This is a genomic window from Agromyces bauzanensis, assembly GCF_014645655.1.
Classification (GTDB): domain Bacteria; phylum Actinomycetota; class Actinomycetes; order Actinomycetales; family Microbacteriaceae; genus Agromyces; species Agromyces bauzanensis.
This window is the reverse complement of the sequence record NZ_BMMD01000009.1, coordinates 56,829-74,599: the sequence shown is the minus strand read 5'-3', so window position 1 is coordinate 74,599 and position 17,771 is coordinate 56,829. Positions and strand designations below refer to the sequence as shown.

The following is a 17,771-nucleotide window of genomic DNA, read 5'->3' as shown; positions in this document are numbered from 1 at the left end:
GTCGAATAGACTTCGGTCTATGGATGTGATCGACACGGCACGCGGCATCCGGGTGCTCACCGACCCGACGCGGCTGCGCATCCTCGAGCTCATCAGCGAGAGTCCCGACGGCCGAGCGCTCGTCGGCCGGCTCGCCACCGAGCTCGGCCTCCGGCAGCCCACCGTGAGCCACCACGTGAAGACGCTCGTCGACGAGGGGGTGCTCGAGCGCGAACCCGAGGGCCGGCAGGTCTGGTACTCGATCGCACCCGACGCGGTCGAGCGCGTGAACGAGCTGTTGCCGCCGGATGCCGCGGCGCCCGCGTCCGACGAGGTGCTCGAGCGCGTGGCATCCGACCTCTCGGCGCGCTTCGCCGGCGTGTTCTCGCCCGAGACCGTGGAGCGCTACGTGCGCGAGAGCCACGAGTTGCTCGCCGGGCGCGCGCACATCACGCGACACCTGCCGTCGCTGACGTCGGCGTTCGCCGTCGACCGCCTGGACGCGCTCGCCCGCGAGGAGGCGCCGCACGGTGCCGAGCCACCCGAGGTGCTCTTCGTGTGCGTGCAGAACGCCGGCCGCTCGCAGATCGCAGCGGCGATCCTGCGGCATCTCGCAGGCGACCGGGTGCGCGTGCGCACGGCCGGATCGGAGCCCGCGAGCGCCGTGAAGTCGACGATCGTGCAGGCGCTCGACGAGATCGGCGTGCCGATCGGCGGCGAGTTCCCGAAGCCGCTGACCGACGAGGTGGTGCGCGCCTCCGACGTCGTGGTCACGATGGGCTGTGGGGACGCGTGCCCCATCTACCCGGGCCGGCGGTATCTCGACTGGGAGCTCGACGACCCGGCGGTGCTCCCGCTCGCTCGGGTGCGCGAGATCCGGGACGACATCGAGGCACGTGTGTGCGCGCTGCTGAGCGAGCTCGGCGTGAACGCACCTGAGAAAGGCATGAACGCTCGGTGAACGCGTGCGGCCACGGCATCCATTCGCTGGATAATTGATAGAGCACGGTCTATGCTTTCAGTGTCGGAAGTGAGGGACCATGTCTGAGAAGCCCACCGTCCTGTTCGTGTGCGTGCACAATGCCGGCCGGTCGCAGATGGCAGCCGGCTACCTGCGGGAGTTCGCGGGCGACCGCGTCGAGGTGCTCTCCGCCGGCTCGGAGCCGAAGGACCAGATCAACCCGGTCTCGATCGAGGCCATGGCCGAGGAGGGCATCGACATCGCGGGCAACACGCCGAAGATCCTCACGGTCGAGGCCGTCAAGGAGTCCGATGTCGTGATCACCATGGGCTGCGGCGACGCGTGCCCCGTCTTCCCGGGCAAGCGCTACGAGGACTGGGAGCTCGAGGACCCGGCCGGCAAGGACCTCGAGACGGTGCGCCGCGTGCGCGACGACATCCGCGGCCGCGTCGAGGCGCTCATCGCCGAGATCGCACCTGCCTCGGTGGCGTAGCCATGAACGATCTCGACAGCGCCACGGCCGGGCGTCGGGCGCTACCCGGCCTCAGCTATCCTGAGCGTTACCTGCGCGACCTGGCGCTCGAGCTCACCGAGCGGTACGACGGCACGTTCAACGCGGAGACCGTCGAGCGATACGTGCTCGAGTCCTATACCGCACTGCTGCGCACGGCGACCGTGAAGACCCACCTCGCGAACCGGGTCATCCGCTTCGCGAACGACCGACTCAAGGCGCTCGCCCAGGCCAAAGGCGCGGTCGTCAGCGGTGTGCCCGAGGTGCTCTTCGTCTGCGTGCAGAACGCCGGCCGATCGCAGATGGCCGCTGTGCTCACGCAGGCGCTGGCCGGCGATCGCGTTCACGTCCGCTCGGCCGGCTCCATGCCCGCCGCACGCCTCAACCCGGCAGTGGTCCAATCGCTGGAGGAACTCGGCCTCGACGTGACGCAGGAGTTCCCGAAGCCGCTCACCGACGACGTGGTGCAGGCCGCCGATGTGGTGGTCTCCATGGGCTGCGGCGACGCGTGCCCCGTCTACCCCGGTAAGCGGTACCTCGATTGGAAGCTCGACGACCCCGAGCAGCTCCCTCTCGACGAGGTGCGGCGGGTGCGCGACGAGGTCCGGGCGCACGTCGAGGCGCTGCTGGGCGAACTCGGGGTCGCCGCGCGCTGATCCGGAGTCGCGCGCCGTCGCCCAACCGCCTACCCGACGGCCGAGGCTCGTTCCCGCTCCTCGCTCGCCTCACCGACCGCGGCCGGAAACAGCAGCGAGGTGATGACCACGCCGATGGCGGCGCCGAGGAGCTGGGCGAGCACGAACCCGATCGCCGAATCCGGGGAGATCCCGGCGAAGGTGTCGGAGAAGATCCGCCCCACCGTCACCGCCGGATTGGCGAAGGACGTCGAGCTCGTGAACCAGTACGCGGCGCCGATGTAGGCGCCGACCGCAGGTGCGACGATCGCGGTGCGACCGGTGCGCACCAGTGCGAAGATCACGACGATGAGCCCGGCGGTCGCGACCACCTCCGCGACCAGGCTGCCGGCGCTCACGCGCTCGGTCGCCGAGATCGAGGTCTGCACGCCGAACATGACGTTGGCGAGCACGGCCCCGGCGACGGCGCCCAGCACTTGCACGGCGATGTACGGGCCGAGGTCACCGGCGGCCAGGCCGAGTCCGCCGCGGGCGCGCCGTCCCAGGAACCAGTCGGCGATCGACACCACCGGGTTGAGCTGGGCGCCCGACACCGGTGCGAGCACCGCGATGAGCACGCCGAGGCCGAGCGCCGTCGAGAAGCTGTTCTCGAGGAGCTGCAGCCCGGTGTCGTCGGGCGAGAGCGTCGACGCGGCAATGCCCGACCCGACCACGACGGCGACCAGGAGACCAGTCCCGATGAACTCGGCGAGCAGCCGGCGTGACAGCGGAATCGACGGGGCGGGGCGGGGCTCGGATCCGGCGCTCATGTCGCGGTGACTCCATTCCATAGATACGGGTCTATGGAATAGTAGCGCGATCAGGTCAGCCGCGCCGTCGCCCCCGCGACCACGGCCACGGCCACGACAGCCATGACCGCGGCCATGCCCGAGAAGGAGCCGACGCCGGCAGCGACGGCCGGCCCGATGGCTGGGGAGAGCGCCGCCGCGATGGTGATCGGCGCGGCGAACGCGCCGTTGATGGAACCGTAGTTGCGGGTCCCCCACCGATCCGCCACCGCCGACGCCTGCACGAGTGTGCACGCGCCTCAGACAGCGCCTGCGACGATGACGAGCGACGCCGGACCGGTCACGAGCGCGAGTGCGGCAAGCGCGGCCACCGTCGTGTCGAGCGCCCACGGCGGTGCGCGGTGCGGCCGCACGACGGAAAGCCGCCGGCCGATCAGCTGGCCGGCACGGAACACAGGCTGTATCGACGGTTGTCGATTTCCCGTGGGCACAAGGCTTGTTGAGACGTACGTCTCTGTGACACCGGACTGTGCCGCACTGTTCACCCCGAGTTCACTTAGACGATCTTCTATGTGTTGAGCCGGACGTCGGCATCACATTCAACCGAGGCCCCGCCTCCCCCGGAAGGATCACCGTGTCTTACCGTTCTCTGAAACTCGCAGGGCTCAGCGCCACCATCGCTGCCGCCGCCCTGCTGCTCACTGCATGTGGCGGCCAATCCGCCGACGGCGGCGGCTCGACCGAAGGGGCCGGTCTCAGCGGCTCGGTCGTCGCTGACGGCTCGTCGACAGTCGCCCCCCTCACCGAGGCCGCTGCCGACCTTTTCCGCGACGTCGAGCCCGACGTCAACGTCACCGTCGCCACCTCGGGCTCTGGTGGCGGATTCAAGAAATTCTGCGCCGACGAGACCGACATCTCCGACGCCTCGCGTCCGATAAAGGACGAGGAGGCCGCTGACTGCGAAGCGGCCGGCGTCGAGTTCACCGAGATCGTCATTGCGAACGACGGGCTCTCGGTCGTCGTGAACCCCGAGAACGACTTCGCCGAGTGCCTCACGGTCGAGCAGCTCAACACCATCTGGGCGCCCGAGGCCGAAGGCACGGTCACGAACTGGAACCAGGTCGACCCTTCGTTCCCCGACCTCCCGCTCACGCTCTTCGGCGCAGGCACCGACTCGGGCACATTCGACTACTTCACCGACGCCATCAACGGTGAAGAGGGCGCCATCCGCGCCGACTACAGCCCCTCGGAGGACGACAACATCATCGTCCAGGGCGTTGCCGGCGACGAGGGTGCCATGGGCTTCCTCGGTCTCTCCTACGTCGAGGAGAACCCCGACTCGCTGAAGGCCGTCGAGGTCGACAGCGGTGCCGGTTGCGTCGCCCCGAGCGCAGAGACTGTGCAGGACGGCTCGTACACGCCGCTCGGCCGGCCGCTGTTCATCTACGTGAACAACGCCTCGTACGCCGACAAGCCCCAGGTCAAGGCCTTCGTCGACTTCTACGTCGAGAACGAGGCCGAGGCCGCCGAGGCCGCACTCGTGATCGGCCTCACCGAGGAGCAGAAGGCAACGGCTCAGGACGAGCTCGCGACCCTCGGCTGACGACGCTGATGCTGGCCAACACCACAGCTTCGAAATCCGAAGCGGCAAGGACCGCCAGCACGGGTGGCCCGACGGACTCGTCGGGCCACCCGCCCCGGTCGATGTTCGCCGGGCGCGCGCGCCCCGGCGAAGCCGTCATCAAGGTCGTGCTGCGCGTGGCCGCAGCCGTCGCGATGGTCACGACCATCGGGATCGTGTTCGCACTGATCGTGCCGGCGATCGGCTTCTTCCGGGAAGTCCCGATCTTCGACTTCCTGCTCGGCGATCGTTGGGCGCCGAGGTTCGCGGATGCCTCGTTCGGCGTCGTGCCTCTCGTCACCGCAACGTTGTGGACCACCGCGATCGCACTGCTCGTGTCGGTACCACTCGGCCTCGGTGCCGCGCTCCTCCTCTCCGAGTACGCGACACCGGGCCTCCGCAAGACGCTCAAGCCCATCCTCGAGATCCTCGCCGGTGTGCCGACCGTCGTCTACGGCTTCTTCGCGCTCCAGTTCGTCCAGTCGACGGTCTTCCGCGAGTGGCTTCGACTCGACACAGGGGCCTTCAGCGTGCTCGCAGCCGGCCTCGTGATGGGCATCATGATCATCCCGACGGTTGCCTCGATCTCCGAGGACGCCATGTCGGCGGTACCCATGTCGCTTCGGCAGGGTTCTGCCGCGCTCGGGGCGAACCGAATGCAGACGAGCCTGCGAGTCGTCTTCCCGGCCGCCCTCTCGGGCATCATGGCCGCGATCGTGCTTGGGATCTCTCGCGCCGTCGGCGAGACGATGATCGTCGCGATCGCCGCGGGCAGCCAGGCGCGCATCGTCGGCGGCCCGCTCGAGCAGGGCCAGACGATGACGGGATTCATCGCCAGCGCCGCGCTCGGCGACTCCCGCGTCGGCTCACTCGAGTACAACACCCTCTACGCCGTCGGACTGCTGCTGTTCGCGATCACACTGACCGTGAACTTCATCAGCATCCGCCTCGTCCGCCGATTCCGACAGGCCTATTGACCATGATATCTCTCCAAGACTCCCTTGCCGGGGCCCCGACGATGCCGCTCAAGACCGGCGAGACACCGCGCGAGCGGCGACCGGCCCCGATGATCTTCCTCGTCGTCCTGTGGCTGAGCCTGCTCATCGCGATCCTCTCCCTCCTCACCCTCATCGTGAACATCGTCCTCGAGGGCGGGAGCAGGTTCGGCCTGCCGCTGTTCACGGAGTACCCCGCGTCGTCTCCGGATCGGGCCGGGGCGCGCCCCGCGATTCTGGGGTCGATCTGGGTGATCGGCGTGACGGCCGTGCTCACCATCCCGGTCGGCGTCGCCGCCGCGGTGCACCTCGAGGAGTTCGCTGACAAGAAGCACTGGTTCAACCGCGTGATCGAGCTGAACGTGCAGAACCTCGCCGCGGTCCCATCGATCATCTATGGTCTGCTCGCGCTCGCGTTCCTCGCGCTCATCGGCGTTCGCGACAAGAACATCGTGATCGGCGGAGCGCTCGCACTCAGCCTCCTGATCCTGCCGGTGATCATCATCGCGACGCGTGAGGCGATCCGCGCGGTGCCGTCCGAGATCCGCGACGGCTCCCTCGCCCTCGGTGCCACGCGGTGGCAGACCACCTGGCGGCAGGTTCTCCCGGCATCCGTGCCCGGCATCGCGACCGGCTCGATCATCGCGCTCTCCCGCGCGCTCGGCGAGGCCGCGCCCCTGCTGCTCCTTGGTGCGCTGGTGTTCGTGAGCTTCGACCCCAACGGACTGCTCAGCGGCTTCACAACGCTCCCCATTCAGATCTTCAACTGGACCGGCCGCCCGCAGGAGGGCTTCCACGAGCTTGCCGCCGCCGCGAGCATCATCCTGCTCGGGCTCCTGCTGCTCATGAACGGGCTGGCCATCTACATCCGCAATCGATACCAGAAACGGTGGTAATCCCCATGTCCAGTTCCGCAGATGCGGCGCCGATGCACCTGCGCGCGACAGGTCAACACCAGGTCGCGCCCGAGGTCATGCGACCCATCATGGAGGTCGAGAACGTCGACGTCTACTATGGCGACTTCCGGGCGGTCAGCGAAGTGAACCTCGACTTCGGCCTGAATGAGATCACGGCTCTGATCGGACCGTCGGGTTGCGGCAAGTCGACGATCCTCCGATCGCTGAACCGCATGAACGACCTCATCGAGGGCGCTCGCGTCGAGGGCGAGATTCGCTTCCACGGCGAGAACATCTACGGCAAGGACGTCGACCCCATCGAGGTGCGACGACGAATCGGCATGGTCTTCCAGAAGCCGAACCCGTTCCCCAAGTCGATCTACGACAACATCGCCTACGGGCCTCGCGTCACCGGCATGAAGGTCCAATCGATGGACGACCTCGTCGAGGACTCGCTCACGCGCGCCGCACTCTGGGACGAGGTGAAGGACAAGTTGAAGCAGTCGGCGCTCGGGCTCTCAGGTGGCCAGCAGCAGCGCCTGTGCATCGCCCGTGCCATCTCAGTGCGGCCCGACGTGATCCTCATGGACGAGCCATGCGCCTCGCTCGACCCCATCGCGACCATGCGCATCGAAGACCTCATGCAGGAGCTGCGCGAGCACTACACGATCGTGATCGTCACGCACAATATGCAGCAGGCCGCCCGTGTCGCCGACCGCACGGCGTTCTTCACGGCCCAGCCATCCGAGGGCAACGGCGATCGAACCGGACTGCTCGTCGAGTACGGCACGACGGCCCAGATCTTCGAGGACCCGCAGGACAAGCGCACCGAAGACTACATCTCGGGCCGCTTCGGATGACCACCGGGCACCCGGGCCTCCTCGGTTCGACGCCGGGGGAGCTCGCCTACGCGCATCTCGGCGCGACCCGCGTGGCCGGTTCGGCACCGAGGTGGCCGGCGCGACTGCTGTTCATCGAGTCGCCGTCCGCCCCCGGACATCCGGGCGACGGCCTCGCTCCGCACGGTCTGGAGGTGCGCGGGTACGATGACGGCATCGGCGCCCTCCTCGCGCTGGCCGAGGAGGACCCGGTTGCGCTCGTGGCGCCCACCGACCTAACGCACGTGGACTTCCTCAGTTTCGTCGAGGGCGTGACGGCCATGACGGAAGTCGCGGTCATCGTCGGCCTCGGCAATCACGATGCCGCGCACGAGCTCGCCTACCAGGCCCTGCAGCGCGGGGCCCGGTCGATCCTCGCGCTGCCGAGCACATCCGAGCAATTGCTGTCGGCGGTGAGGTTATGCGGCATCCGGGCCGTCGCGGCAGGCCGAGCGCTGGAGATCGGCGAGCTCCGGCTCGATCCGCAGTCGTTCCGCGCCGCGGTCGCGGGGCACGTCGTCGAGCTCACGCCGCGCGAGTTCCTGATGGTGCAGCACCTGATGCTCGAGAGCCCGCGCGTGGTCTCGGTCGAGGAGCTCTCGCGGGCGCTCGCCACCTATGACGACGGCAGCGTCTCGGCGACGCGCGTGCTCGTGACGCGGGTGCGCAAGAAGCTCGAGCGGGCTGCACCGGGCTCGGGCAAGGTCATCGAGACGGTTCGCAGCGTCGGCTACCGCATCAGCACCGACTGAGCGGATGCCCCGCGCCGGGCCCGTGGCCGCGGCATCCGCGCGATCAGGTTGACCGGCTAGCATCGGGAATGACGACCGCCGCCATCGCAGACGAGTGCAGCGCGACGCGCTCATCGGCTTCGGCCTGGACTCGGTGATCGAGGTGCTCTCGGCGGTCGCCGTCGCCTGGCAGTTCACGCATCGGGATCCCGAGCGCTGGGAGAAGCCGACCGTGCGCGCGATCGGCATCGCGTTCTTCGCCCTCGCCGCCTACGTGATCGTCGACGCGCTGCTCACGCTCGCGGGCGTGCAGGAGGTCGAACACAGCCCACTGGGCATCGGCATCGCGACCGTCAGCTTGCTCGTCATGCCGGCGCTCGCGTGGCTCGAGTTCCGCACGGGCCGCGAACTCGGCTCGCGCAGCGTCGTCGCCGATGCGAAGCAGCTGTTGCTCTGCATGTGCCTCTCGGGCACGGTGCTCGTCGGGCTGCTGCTCAACTCGCTGTTCGGCTGGATGTGGGCTGATTCGGTGGCCGCCCTGGTCGTCGCGGGGCTCGCGATCCGCGAGGGCGTCGAGGCGTGGCGTGGCGACGTCGAGTCGCCGCTCGAGGTGCTGGAGGCGCTCGGCGAGCGTGAGTCGCTCGATGAGCACTGACGGTTACGGGCGAGCGGATGCCGCGAGCCCGAGCTCGTCGACGAGCTCGTCGACATGGCGCGCGATCTGGTCGCGGATGGCCCGCACCTCGTCGATCGAGCGGCCGGCCGGGTCGCCGATCTTCCAGTCCAGGTAGCGACGACCCGGGTACACGGGACACGCGTCGCCGCACCCCATGGTGACCACGACGTCGGCGGCCTGCACGACCTCGTCGGTGAGCGGCTTCGGGAATTCGCTCACGATCGGCACGTCGATCTCGTCGAGCACGCGCACCACGAGGTCGTCGACGGCGGCGGCGGGCTGGGAGCCCGCGGTGCGCACGTGCACGCGATCGCCCGCCCGTCGTCGCAGCAGGCCCGCGGCGAGCTGCGAGCGTCCGGAGTTCTGCACGCACACGAACAGCACCTCGGGCGTGCCGGTGAGGTCGAAGCCCCGGGCGGCGGCGAGCGCGGCGAGACGCTCGCTCGCGAACCGGCTCGTGAGCGATGGCAGGTGTCGCGTGGTCTTGGCACGGGATCGCAGCAGTTCATAGCTCTCGGAGACGTACCGCTCGACGGTCTCGCGGGCGAAGTGGGCGCTGAAGCGGTACGCCAGCCGGTCGGCCGTGCGCCGGATCGGCGGTGGCACGTCGGCGATGGAGGTCGCCGACGCCGGAGAGGACATCAACGGCTCGACGTAGGCGGTCTTCCCCGCGAGCAGCCGACCGAACCGTACCCAGGCATCGGGCGAGGGGCCGAACCGCACGTCGGTGCCGCCCGGCCGCGTGACTACGAGGCCCGCCCCGGCCAGCGCCTCGAGGTGCGCCGCCACCACGGGCGCGTCCAGCTCGACGAGCGCGGCGATCGACGGCACGGTGTTCTCAGCGTCGGGCCGGTTGGCGAGCACGCTCATGATGCGCAGCCGGTCGGGGTCGGCGAGCGCTGTCACCTGGGCGGCGCGTTCGACTGCGCCCGCAGCGTCGAGCGGGGCCGGCCGGCCGGATGGCGCGGTCACCGCTCAGCCCAGGAGGTCGTCGATTTCCGCGATGCGTTCTGGCGCGACCGAGTACCACGCGAACTTGCCGCGCTGCTCCCGCACCACGAGGCCGTCGTCGGACATGAGCCGGAGGTGGTGGCTGATCGTCGGCTGGCGAAGTCCGAGGCGCTCCGAGAGCTCGCCGCTCGTGGCCTCACCATCGGGCGAGCTGCGGATGATGCTGAGCAGCTGCAGCCGGGTGGGATCCGCGACCGCGCGCAGCGTGCGGGCGAGCGACTCGGCCGCCGCTCGGTCGAGCCGGTGTCCGACGGGTTCTCGGGAGACTCCGTGCACATCGCTCGCTGCTGCCGCCATGCGTCGGAGTCTAGCCGAGGCGTGCGAACGGTTGTCATCCCGCTCCGAACCATAGATGGTAATCAATGGGAAATGCTATCGCTGTCGCATCCGCCGGTCAAACCAAGGCCGAAGCCGACTCACCACACCCCGAACGAGTCGTCGAGCTCGTCGCGCTCCTCGCGCCGGCGCACCACCTCGCGCAGGTCGCGCTCGAGGTCGAGCAACACGTCGCGCATGCGCTCCTCGCGCTCGCGCAGGTAGGCCTCGTCGACCTCGATCTCGGGCCACTCGCGCGCGAGCCGCTGCTCGATCACCCCGGCGATCTCGCCCCAGGCATCCTCCCGCGCCCGTTCGGCCAACCCGGCCAGGTACGCAGGGTCGCCCCGGAGCTCCGACAGGCGCGCGGCGACGGCCTCGTTCACGCGTTCGCGAAGCCGCAGATTCCTCGAGTCGGTGCGGTGATAGTCGTGCTGGTGTCGCGCACGCCCCTCGCGCCGCGCGGCCTCCTCGCGCTCGTGCGCCGACCACTCGGCGACCTCATCCATCTCCTGCACGAGCTCGTACAGCACCTCGCGGGCCGCCGCGGCCGTGCGGTCGGCGTCGAACGGCTCGTCGCCACGCAGCGCCATCACGATGATGCGGTTCTTCAACGCCATGCGGGCCGCGGACTCCGCGACGAGCAGCCCCTCGGCGAAGGACTCCTCGAAGGTGAGGGGCTCGGGTTCCGGCAGCTTCGCGCGGTCGAACGGCGTGAACTCAGCGCCCCTGCGCTTCCGCCGCCACTGCCAGATGGGCATCCGCTGCTTGCCTCTCGCCTCGAACGACCGTGTCCGCCGCCGCCGTGCGGTCGGAGATCGAGCCTATCGCGAGGCCGCGACCGGGAGGCGCTGTCAGCGGACGCGCGTAGCCTGCCCCCATGGGTGAGGCCGAGGTCGACGGACGCCGCTGCGGCATCGTCCAGGCCGACGGTCGCGCCTGCGCGCGGCCGGTCGAATCCGGCGCGCCCGTGAACCTCTGCACCGAGCACCTGCTCGTCGCCCACGACTGGGTCGCACGTGAGGCGGGAGTCACCGACCTGCTGCCGACACCGTGCGCGGCGTGCGGCTCGCCGGTCGGCGTGCGGTACGCGTCGGGATGGGTCTGCGCCGAGTGCGAGTGGCGGGTCGGCAACCGGCCCGACGACGAGCTCCTGCGGCCCGTGGTCGAGGTGGTCTACTACATCCGGTATCGCGACCAAGTGAAGATCGGCACGTCGACGAACCCGCGGATGCGGCTCGCGACCCTCCCCCACGACGAGCTGCTCGCGTTCGAGCGCGGGGGCCGCACGCTCGAGCAGCGTCGGCACGCGCAGTTCGCCGAGCACCGGTTCCCGGGCACCGAGTGGTTCGCCGTGCACGACGCGCTGCTCGCGCACGTCGGCGAGCTGCGCGAGGGCGTCGACGACCCGTGGTCGCAGTACGGCCGTTGGGTGAGCCGTGCGCTCGCGCGGGACGGGGCGTAGCGCGCCGCCGGTTCTTTGCCGACGCGCGCCGGCGAGTGAGCCCGGTCAGCTCGCGGCCAGCGCCGCGGCGCCGAACGACACCGCGAACTGCACGCACCACAGGTCGACCGTGGGGTACGCCGACAGGTCGACGTCGGCCGGGATGTCGTACACCTGGTTGCCCTGGTTGCCCTTGATCATGCCGAGGTCGACGTAGGGGTGCCCGCCCGCGGTGAACCAGCCGTCGAACCCCTCGACCACCGCGCCGGCGCTCAGCCACACGTGCACGTCGGGGCCGTTGGTCGTGTCGAGGTTCTCGAGCGCGAGCTGGCGCGAGCCGTCGGGCAGCTGGATCACGCGCACCGTGCCCGTCGTCTCGTGCTCGTGGCTGATGAGCGTGCCACGCGAGAGCTCCACCGGAGCGGCGGGCGCGGACGGCGTCGAAGGCGCGGGCGTGCCGCTCGCGCTGGGCGGCGCGGACGCGTTCGCACTCGGCTCCGACGTGGGCGCCGCCGACGCGATCTGGATATCGTCGTCGACGCGGACGTCCACGAACAGCAGCCACGGCTGGAACACGAGGGCGGCGGCGATGGCGAGCGCGACGAGCGCGCCGCCGCCGATCCACCACCAGAGACGGCGGCGACGCGCAGGCGCAGGCGCATCCGTCATCGTCGCTCCTCAGATGCCCGGATCGAAGCCGGCGACGTGACCGTCGCGCGGGACGAACTTCACGACCAGGCTGCAGTCCTTCTCGCCGTAGCCCTCCTCGATGAGCTGGTCGAACTGCCGCAGCGCGAGCCGTGCTGCGGGCGTGTTGAGCCTGCCGTGTTCGGCTGCCGCGAGCGCGAAGCGCAGGTCCTTGTCGGCGAGCTGCGTCGTGAACGTCGCGTCGAAGTTGCGGTTCGCCGGGCTCGTGGGCACCACGCCCGGAACCGGGTACCACGTGCGCAGAGGCCACGAGTCGCCCGACGAGACCGAGGCGACCTTGAAGAACGTCTCGGGGTCGAGCCCGAGCTCTGCCCCGAGCTGCGTGCCCTCGGCGACGCCGAGGAGCGACACGAAGAGCATGAGGTTGTTCGCGAGCTTCGCCGCGATGCCCATGGTCGGACCGCCGACCTGGAAGACGTGCCCGGCCATCGGCTCGACGAGCGTGGCCGCCTCGGCCACCGAGGCCTCGTCGCCGCCGAGCATGAAGGTCAGGCTCCCGGCGTGTGCTCCCGCGATGCCGCCCGAGATCGGTGAGTCGACGAAGCGGAATCCGCGCTCTGCCGAGCCGTCATGGCACCAGCGCGAGGTCGCGACATCCACCGTCGACGTGTCGAGCAGCAGGGCAGAGGCCGGCGCGTTCGCCCAGATGCCGTCGTCGCCGCCGTACACCGACCGCACGTGCTCGTTGCGCGGCAGCGAGGTGAGGACCGCATCGACGCCCTGCACCGCCTCGGCGATCGAGTCGGTGAGCTGCACGCCGCGCTCCGCCGCCGCGGTGCGCGCCTCGGCGACGGGATCGACGCCCCTGACGGTGTGGCCCGCCGACACGAGATGGCCCGCCATCGGACCGCCCATGTTGCCCAACCCGATCCAGGCGATCGTCGCCATGGCCCCTCCCGACGTCGTCGACGCGAAGCGCGTGCCCTGCGGGACCGACCGGTGCCCGCGCCTCCCACCCTACGGACGGCACCACGAGCGGGCAACGGAACCAGATGACAGAAGGATGACGGCGGCCGCGGACAGCGTCGGCTCGCGTCAGAACCGGATGACCTGCCGGATCGCCGCACCGTCGGCGAGGGTGTCCATGGCCGCGTTCACCTCGTCGAGCGCGATGTGCGACGCGAGGAGCGCCTCGGCGGGCAGCCGTCCCTGCCGCCAGAGTCCCGCGTACCGCGGGATTTCGCGCGACGGCACCGCCGAGACGAGGTAGCTGCCCACGATCGTGCGCACCTCGGCGGTGATCGTGAGCGGCGAGACCTGCGAGCGGGCGTCTGGCGGCGGGAGCGGTGGATGCCCCGAGCACGGCCGCGACATCCGGAGCCACATCCGCGCCCACCGCCACGGCCGAGCGGTGATCGACCACGGCGTGCGTCGCGAACCCCGAGACGCCCAGGTGGTGGTGCAGGGGCTCGACGCCGTCGGCGCGGCATCCGTCGCACTCCCGGCAGCGGGGAGGAACGCCGTCACCACGCGGTCGCCGACGGCGAAGCCCGCAGCGGAAGCCGCGGCGCCGACCTCCTCGACGACCGAGAGGTCGGAGTGTCGCGCCGGAGTTCCTCGAGCACCGCCCCGGTGATGACCCTCGACATGACAGCGGTCTCAGTGCGTCGGGAACCCGAGGTCGATCTGGCTCTCGCTCGGCTCGGGCCAGCGGGTGGTGACGACCTTGCGTCTCGTCGAGCGTCGGCAGGCAGCCCGTCAGGAAGGTCGTGACGCCCACCAGGATGATCGCGAGCTGCAGCAGCTCGCCGGTGAGCGTTTGTGCACATCGCTTACCATCGAGGAATGCCGCGCAATCCGGACATCCCCGACGCGTTCGACGTGTACACGGTCGTGGTCCTGCGGCGGCCGGCCGATGCGCCCGAGTTCTCGGACGAGGAGCTCGACGCGCTCCAGGCACGTCACCTCGCCTACCGCGCCGAGCTGGTGCGGCGGGGCGCCGTGGTCGCGAACGGCCCCTTCGACGAGCAGAGCGATCCGTCGTATCGCGGGATGTCGATCTTCGCCTGCGATCCCGCTGAGGCGGCCCGCCTCTCGGACGCAGACCCGCCTGTCATCGCGGGGCGCCTCGCCTACGACGTGATGGAGTGGTGGGTCGGGGCCGGATCGCTGGCATTCCCGCGCAGCGAGCGCCAGGTCGGCGACCGCCGCGCGATGCCCGACGACTGACGCCCCGCCTCACCGCACACAGGAGCGGATGTCGCGTGCACTATGCCAGGCCCGCCGCCGTCCGCTCGAGGTCGCTGCTCGGACGCTCGCGCTGAGTGGCGATGGCGGTGAATGCCGCTCCGCAGACGATGAGGATGGCCGCGATCTCCACGATCGTGAACGTCTCCGCCAGCACGAGCCATCCGAACAGCGCCGCGATCACCGGGCCGAAGCTCGTGATGATGGCGAACAGCCGCGGCGTGATACGGCGGAGGATGAACGTGTCGAGGCTGTACGGCAACGCCGACGCGAGCACCCCGACGCCGAGAAGCAGGCCCGCGACCCGCCAGTCGACGGCGGCCGGGTCGAAGGTCACGACCGCGAACGGCAGCAGCAGCGCGAGGCTCACGATGCTCGCCACGGTGAGTCCCTCGAGGCCCGGCAGCCCCACGGCGACGCGACGCGTGAGCACGATATAGGCCGCCCAGCTCGCCGCGGCCGTCAGCGCGAGTGCGAGGCCCCACGGATCGATCGCCGAGGCATCCGAGGACCCGGGGCCGATGAGGAGCATCACGCCACCGCCCGCGGCGAGCACGCACACGACATCGAGGAGGCGCCTCGATGTCGCGAGCGCCAGGACGATGGGCCCGAGGAACTCGATGGTCGCCGCGATGCCGAGCCCCAACAGGTGCACCGACTCGTAGAACGCGAGGTTCATGACCGCGAGCACGACGCCCAGCGCGAGCGCCGGCCAGAGGCGCCGCCAGGTGAGCTCGGCCCGCTTGGGCCGGTAGAACGGCAGGATCGCGAGCACGGTCACGAGCTGCCGCGCGGTGACGACGACGAACGATCCGACGATCGGAATGACAAGACCGGCCAGCGACGATCCGAAGCCGATCGACACCTCGGTGCCGATCTGCGTCGCGGCGCCCGTGAACCTCCGACGGCGGAGCGTGGCATCCTGGTCCTGAAGGTCGTTCGACGGCACCACACGACGATACGCGCCACGGGTGACGCGCGCGGCATCCGTGGCATCCGTTCGGTCCCTGCCCGGCGAATGTTTCCGTTCGCGCGCGATGTGCCCCGCACACCGGGAGCATTGCGCGCGAACGGAAACATCCGCGCCGGGAACGCGTGCGCCTCCAGGCCGAGCGAGTCGGGCGATCGCCCGCACCTCGGCTCGGGCTCGTACGAGCCGTAGCCGTGCACCTGCCACGTCATCGAGCGCAGCGCACCGAAGTTCGAGCCCGACCACTGCAGGCGGCGACCCACGACCCGGTCGCGGCGGCCCGCGGCCCGGGCGAACCGGGACTCCGACGTCACCTGGCCGAAGGGCCGATCGGTCGTGGCGACCAGCGTCCTGCCGACCGGGCGCCGTTCGGCCTCGTACCGGTCGAGCCGGCGGTCGGGCATGCCACCGACGGCCACGTCGGCGATGGCGCACGCGAGGTTGTGGGCCTCCTGCAGTCCCGTGTTCATGCCCTGCGCTCCCACCGGCGAATGGATGTGCGCCGCGTCGCCCACGATTAAGCACGGTCCGTCGCGGAACCTCGCGGCCAGCCGGTGGGACACCCGGTAGGTGGTGAACCACGACGCCTCCGAGTACTCGACGCCGAACTCACGGCGCACCAGCGACCGCACGTTCTGCTCGGGAAGCCGCCCGTCGTCGTCGAGGTCGACGTCGCGAACGACGCCGAGCAGGCGCATCCGCCCGCCGCCCATCGGGAAGACGAGCAGGAAGTGGTGTTCGGTGAACCGCATGTTGATCGATCCGTCGACCAGGCCCGTCACGTCGGCGGCATCCACGATGTAGAACGTGTACCGGGCGCGCACGACGGTCGCGCCGTCGAGTCCATCGAGCGTCGCGATGACGGATGCCGCGTCCGCACGGTCACCGCCCACGACCTCGAGCCGTTCGAGCCGGTGCCGCCACCGCACCTCGCGCCCGGACTCGGCGAGCGCATCGACGAGGAGGCGCTCGTTGCGGCGCCTGCACGCCGAGTGCGCACGACTCGCGCGTGGGCCCGTCCTTGCCGTCGGCGACCGTCACGTCGACGCCGAGCCTCGCCAGGCAGACCGCGAGCATGAGCCCGCCCGGGCCGGCACCCACCACGAGCACGTCGGTCCGGAGCTCCTCACCCGCCGCATCGGCGATACCCCAACTCCCGCACCACGCGGCATCCACTCGCTATGGTAGGCACGAGCGCGGGTCGGGGCGGCTCTCGCGGATCGGAGTCCTCATGTGGTGGACCAGGAGACGATCGGCGAACGAGGCGTCTGCGGCGAGGGCGGCCGACGAGACGATTCCCCTCGAGTCCGAGGGCCGCGAGCACCGCAACGCGTTCCTCCTCGCGGGGCTCGGCGGCGCGGTGCTCGCGGCGTTCGGGATCGCCGCCATCGGTTCGATCTTCGCGCCGGTGTTCTTTGCCCTCGTGCTCACGATCTGCGTGCATCCGCTCCGGGTCGCGCTCGAGCAACGCGGCATCCCCCGTGGCCTCGCCACCGGTTCGGTCATCACGACGGTGTTCCTGCTGCTCCTCGCGTTCGGGTACGCCGCCCTCGTGGCGTTCGGCCAGTTCGCCGACCTGCTGCCTCAGTACGCACCGCAACTCCAGTCGGCGGCCGAGGCGTTCGCCGTGTGGCTCGAGACGATCGGGATCAGCGCTCAACCGGTCGCGGATGCCGCGGCCGAGTTCGACCCGCTCGCCATCGTCGGGTTCGTGGGCGAGCTCTTCGGAAGCCTCACCGGCCTGATCTCGGTGCTCGTGATCATCTTCACGATGCTGCTGCTGATGGCAATGGATGCGGCGTTCCTGCCGACCCTGCTGCGGCAGATGCAGCCGTACCGCCCACTCGCAGTCAGGGCGCTCTCGGACCTCGCGGCGAACGTGCGCCGCTACATGGTGGTGACGACCCTGCTCGGGATCGCCCAGGGACTCATCAACTGGTTCGCGCTCGTGCTACTCGGCGTACCCGGCGCGTTCATCTGGGGGCTGCTGTCGTTCCTCTGCAGCTTCATCCCCAATGTCGGCTACTTCATCGCGATCATCCCGCCGATCGTGTTCGGCGCGCTCGAGGGCGGTTGGCCCACGGTCATCGCCATCATCGTCGTCTACGGCATCGTGAACGCGGGCGTGCAGTCCGTCGTGCAGCCGCGGGTCGTCGGCAACGCCGTCGCGCTGAGCCAGAGCATCACCTTCTTCTCGGTGCTGTTCTGGGCGATCGTCATCGGCCCGATCGGCGCGATCCTGGCGATCCCGCTCACCCTGCTCGTGCGAATGCTGCTGGTCGACTCCCATCCATCGATGCTCTGGATGCGGCCCGTCCTCGGCGACCTCGGCGAGACGAAGGTGATCATGGCCGAGTCGGACGCGGAGCTGAAGGCCGCCCGCAGGGCGCGGAAGGCCGGGCAGCTGCCGGCTGGGCAACCGCCGGCTGGGCAGCCGCCGGCCGACGAGGGCTGACCGACGGGCG

General features: G+C 70.1%; 24 protein-coding genes. 12 read left to right on the top strand and 12 right to left on the bottom strand.

The genetic code is table 11. The annotated features are described in order from the left end of the window. Positions 1 to 19 precede the first annotated feature (19 nt). From IEX31_RS09480 to IEX31_RS09470, 3 genes are all read left to right on the top strand, one after another. Entirely contained in the window at positions 20 to 940 is a 921-nt protein-coding gene (locus IEX31_RS09480; RefSeq protein ID WP_188743185.1) for a metalloregulator ArsR/SmtB family transcription factor, read from the top strand. Between the two features lie 79 nt (positions 941 to 1,019). Continuing rightward, positions 1,020 to 1,433: an arsenate reductase ArsC gene (locus tag IEX31_RS09475; RefSeq protein ID WP_188743184.1), complete on the top strand. Its 414-nt coding sequence runs from the start codon at positions 1,020 to 1,022 to the stop codon at positions 1,431 to 1,433. A 2-nt stretch (positions 1,434 to 1,435) separates the two neighbouring features. Further along, entirely contained in the window at positions 1,436 to 2,107 is a 672-nt protein-coding gene (locus IEX31_RS09470) for an arsenate reductase ArsC (RefSeq protein ID WP_188743183.1), read from the top strand. A 29-nt stretch (positions 2,108 to 2,136) separates the two neighbouring features. On the opposite strand, the gene IEX31_RS09465 is transcribed toward IEX31_RS09470, so the two are convergent. The 3 genes from IEX31_RS09465 to IEX31_RS09455 are packed head-to-tail and all read right to left on the bottom strand — an operon-like array spanning position 2,137 to position 3,329. Further along, positions 2,137 to 2,895 (bottom strand): MIP/aquaporin family protein, encoded by a 759-nt coding sequence (locus IEX31_RS09465; protein ID WP_188743182.1) that lies wholly within the window; start codon positions 2,893 to 2,895, stop codon positions 2,137 to 2,139. A 50-nt stretch (positions 2,896 to 2,945) separates the two neighbouring features. After that, on the bottom strand, positions 2,946 to 3,143 hold the full coding sequence (locus IEX31_RS09460; protein WP_188743181.1) for a hypothetical protein: 198 nt from the start codon (positions 3,141 to 3,143) through the stop codon (positions 2,946 to 2,948). A 30-nt stretch (positions 3,144 to 3,173) separates the two neighbouring features. Next, a complete protein-coding gene (locus tag IEX31_RS09455; protein ID WP_188743180.1) occupies positions 3,174 to 3,329 on the bottom strand; it encodes a hypothetical protein in 156 nt (51 codons plus the stop codon). A gap of 179 nt (positions 3,330 to 3,508) precedes the next feature. Here IEX31_RS09455 and IEX31_RS09450 point away from each other — a divergent pair, with 179 nt between their 5' ends. From IEX31_RS09450 to IEX31_RS09425, 6 genes are all read left to right on the top strand, one after another. Next, positions 3,509 to 4,477 (top strand): PstS family phosphate ABC transporter substrate-binding protein, encoded by a 969-nt coding sequence (locus IEX31_RS09450; protein WP_188743179.1) that lies wholly within the window; start codon positions 3,509 to 3,511, stop codon positions 4,475 to 4,477. 101 nt (positions 4,478 to 4,578) lie between these two features. Next, positions 4,579 to 5,472, top strand: a complete 894-nt coding sequence (gene pstC / locus IEX31_RS09445) for a phosphate ABC transporter permease subunit PstC (RefSeq protein ID WP_229662231.1) — start codon at positions 4,579 to 4,581, stop codon at positions 5,470 to 5,472. A gap of 41 nt (positions 5,473 to 5,513) precedes the next feature. Beyond that, positions 5,514 to 6,386, top strand: coding sequence for a phosphate ABC transporter permease PstA (gene pstA, locus IEX31_RS09440; RefSeq protein ID WP_229662230.1), 873 nt, complete (start codon positions 5,514 to 5,516; stop codon positions 6,384 to 6,386). Between the two features lie 77 nt (positions 6,387 to 6,463). Beyond that, complete coding sequence (gene pstB / locus IEX31_RS09435) at positions 6,464 to 7,246, top strand: phosphate ABC transporter ATP-binding protein PstB (RefSeq protein ID WP_229662240.1); 783 nt, start codon at positions 6,464 to 6,466, stop codon at positions 7,244 to 7,246. Beyond that, positions 7,243 to 8,016, top strand: coding sequence for a winged helix-turn-helix transcriptional regulator (locus tag IEX31_RS09430; protein WP_188743175.1), 774 nt, complete (start codon positions 7,243 to 7,245; stop codon positions 8,014 to 8,016). The genes pstB and IEX31_RS09430 overlap by 4 nt, the downstream gene beginning before the upstream one ends. A gap of 94 nt (positions 8,017 to 8,110) precedes the next feature. Then, positions 8,111 to 8,650 carry a cation efflux transmembrane domain-containing protein gene (locus IEX31_RS09425; protein ID WP_229662229.1) on the top strand — a complete coding sequence of 180 codons (540 nt, stop codon included), beginning with the start codon at positions 8,111 to 8,113 and terminating at the stop codon, positions 8,648 to 8,650. A gap of 3 nt (positions 8,651 to 8,653) precedes the next feature. On the opposite strand, the gene IEX31_RS09420 is transcribed toward IEX31_RS09425, so the two are convergent. From IEX31_RS09420 to IEX31_RS09410, 3 genes are all read right to left on the bottom strand, one after another. Further along, positions 8,654 to 9,643, bottom strand: a complete 990-nt coding sequence (locus tag IEX31_RS09420) for an arsenate reductase/protein-tyrosine-phosphatase family protein (protein ID WP_229662228.1) — start codon at positions 9,641 to 9,643, stop codon at positions 8,654 to 8,656. Between the two features lie 3 nt (positions 9,644 to 9,646). Then, positions 9,647 to 9,979 (bottom strand): ArsR/SmtB family transcription factor, encoded by a 333-nt coding sequence (locus IEX31_RS09415; protein ID WP_188743174.1) that lies wholly within the window; start codon positions 9,977 to 9,979, stop codon positions 9,647 to 9,649. 119 nt (positions 9,980 to 10,098) lie between these two features. Then, complete coding sequence (locus IEX31_RS09410; protein ID WP_188743173.1) at positions 10,099 to 10,758, bottom strand: hypothetical protein; 660 nt, start codon at positions 10,756 to 10,758, stop codon at positions 10,099 to 10,101. Positions 10,759 to 10,877: 119 nt separating this feature from the next. Here IEX31_RS09410 and IEX31_RS09405 point away from each other — a divergent pair, with 119 nt between their 5' ends. Beyond that, complete coding sequence (locus IEX31_RS09405; protein WP_188743172.1) at positions 10,878 to 11,462, top strand: GIY-YIG nuclease family protein; 585 nt, start codon at positions 10,878 to 10,880, stop codon at positions 11,460 to 11,462. Positions 11,463 to 11,507: 45 nt separating this feature from the next. Here IEX31_RS09405 and IEX31_RS09400 read toward each other — a convergent pair whose 3' ends face one another. From IEX31_RS09400 to IEX31_RS09390, 3 genes are all read right to left on the bottom strand, one after another. Beyond that, complete coding sequence (locus IEX31_RS09400) at positions 11,508 to 12,110, bottom strand: DM13 domain-containing protein (protein ID WP_188743171.1); 603 nt, start codon at positions 12,108 to 12,110, stop codon at positions 11,508 to 11,510. Between the two features lie 9 nt (positions 12,111 to 12,119). Next, positions 12,120 to 13,037 (bottom strand): NAD(P)-dependent oxidoreductase, encoded by a 918-nt coding sequence (locus tag IEX31_RS09395; protein ID WP_188743170.1) that lies wholly within the window; start codon positions 13,035 to 13,037, stop codon positions 12,120 to 12,122. A 147-nt stretch (positions 13,038 to 13,184) separates the two neighbouring features. Next, positions 13,185 to 13,616 carry an MDR/zinc-dependent alcohol dehydrogenase-like family protein gene (locus IEX31_RS09390; protein WP_188743169.1) on the bottom strand — a complete coding sequence of 144 codons (432 nt, stop codon included), beginning with the start codon at positions 13,614 to 13,616 and terminating at the stop codon, positions 13,185 to 13,187. Between the two features lie 318 nt (positions 13,617 to 13,934). On the opposite strand from IEX31_RS09390, the gene IEX31_RS09385 reads away from it, so the two are divergent. Beyond that, the gene (locus IEX31_RS09385; protein ID WP_188743168.1) at positions 13,935 to 14,318 is read left to right on the top strand and encodes a YciI family protein; all 384 of its coding nucleotides are present in this window, start codon (positions 13,935 to 13,937) and stop codon (positions 14,316 to 14,318) included. 40 nt (positions 14,319 to 14,358) lie between these two features. Here the strand turns inward: IEX31_RS09385 and IEX31_RS09380 are convergent, their stop codons facing one another. Genes IEX31_RS09380 through IEX31_RS19565 form a run of 3 tightly spaced genes read right to left on the bottom strand, consistent with a single transcriptional unit; the run spans position 14,359 to position 16,416 of the window. After that, positions 14,359 to 15,117 (bottom strand): EamA family transporter, encoded by a 759-nt coding sequence (locus tag IEX31_RS09380; protein WP_229662227.1) that lies wholly within the window; start codon positions 15,115 to 15,117, stop codon positions 14,359 to 14,361. Further along, a complete protein-coding gene (locus IEX31_RS18845) occupies positions 15,114 to 16,235 on the bottom strand; it encodes an FAD-dependent monooxygenase (protein ID WP_229662226.1) in 1,122 nt (373 codons plus the stop codon). The genes IEX31_RS09380 and IEX31_RS18845 overlap by 4 nt, the downstream gene beginning before the upstream one ends. Further along, complete coding sequence (locus IEX31_RS19565) at positions 16,189 to 16,416, bottom strand: FAD-dependent monooxygenase (protein ID WP_373285517.1); 228 nt, start codon at positions 16,414 to 16,416, stop codon at positions 16,189 to 16,191. Before IEX31_RS19565 ends, IEX31_RS18845 begins: the two co-directional genes overlap by 47 nt. A gap of 121 nt (positions 16,417 to 16,537) precedes the next feature. Here IEX31_RS19565 and IEX31_RS09370 point away from each other — a divergent pair, with 121 nt between their 5' ends. Beyond that, entirely contained in the window at positions 16,538 to 17,761 is a 1,224-nt protein-coding gene (locus tag IEX31_RS09370) for an AI-2E family transporter (RefSeq protein ID WP_188743166.1), read from the top strand. Positions 17,762 to 17,771: the final 10 nt, after the last annotated feature.

Excerpts from the sequence above, each read along its gene's own strand:
- IEX31_RS09480 (WP_188743185.1), top strand. The coding sequence starts at position 20 with ATGGATGTGATCGACACGGCACGCGGCATCCGGGTGCTCACCGACCCG.
- IEX31_RS09475 (WP_188743184.1), top strand. The coding sequence starts at position 1,020 with ATGTCTGAGAAGCCCACCGTCCTGTTCGTGTGCGTGCACAATGCCGGC.
- IEX31_RS09470 (WP_188743183.1), top strand. The coding sequence starts at position 1,436 with ATGAACGATCTCGACAGCGCCACGGCCGGGCGTCGGGCGCTACCCGGC.
- IEX31_RS09465 (WP_188743182.1), bottom strand. The coding sequence starts at position 2,895 with ATGAGCGCCGGATCCGAGCCCCGCCCCGCCCCGTCGATTCCGCTGTCA.
- pstC (WP_229662231.1), top strand. The coding sequence starts at position 4,579 with ATGTTCGCCGGGCGCGCGCGCCCCGGCGAAGCCGTCATCAAGGTCGTG.
- pstA (WP_229662230.1), top strand. The coding sequence starts at position 5,514 with ATGCCGCTCAAGACCGGCGAGACACCGCGCGAGCGGCGACCGGCCCCG.
- pstB (WP_229662240.1), top strand. The coding sequence starts at position 6,464 with ATGCGACCCATCATGGAGGTCGAGAACGTCGACGTCTACTATGGCGAC.
- IEX31_RS09430 (WP_188743175.1), top strand. The coding sequence starts at position 7,243 with ATGACCACCGGGCACCCGGGCCTCCTCGGTTCGACGCCGGGGGAGCTC.
- IEX31_RS09415 (WP_188743174.1), bottom strand. The coding sequence starts at position 9,979 with ATGGCGGCAGCAGCGAGCGATGTGCACGGAGTCTCCCGAGAACCCGTC.
- IEX31_RS09410 (WP_188743173.1), bottom strand. The coding sequence starts at position 10,758 with ATGCCCATCTGGCAGTGGCGGCGGAAGCGCAGGGGCGCTGAGTTCACG.
- IEX31_RS09405 (WP_188743172.1), top strand. The coding sequence starts at position 10,878 with ATGGGTGAGGCCGAGGTCGACGGACGCCGCTGCGGCATCGTCCAGGCC.
- IEX31_RS09400 (WP_188743171.1), bottom strand. The coding sequence starts at position 12,110 with ATGACGGATGCGCCTGCGCCTGCGCGTCGCCGCCGTCTCTGGTGGTGG.
- IEX31_RS09395 (WP_188743170.1), bottom strand. The coding sequence starts at position 13,037 with ATGGCGACGATCGCCTGGATCGGGTTGGGCAACATGGGCGGTCCGATG.
- IEX31_RS09385 (WP_188743168.1), top strand. The coding sequence starts at position 13,935 with ATGCCGCGCAATCCGGACATCCCCGACGCGTTCGACGTGTACACGGTC.
- IEX31_RS09370 (WP_188743166.1), top strand. The coding sequence starts at position 16,538 with ATGTGGTGGACCAGGAGACGATCGGCGAACGAGGCGTCTGCGGCGAGG.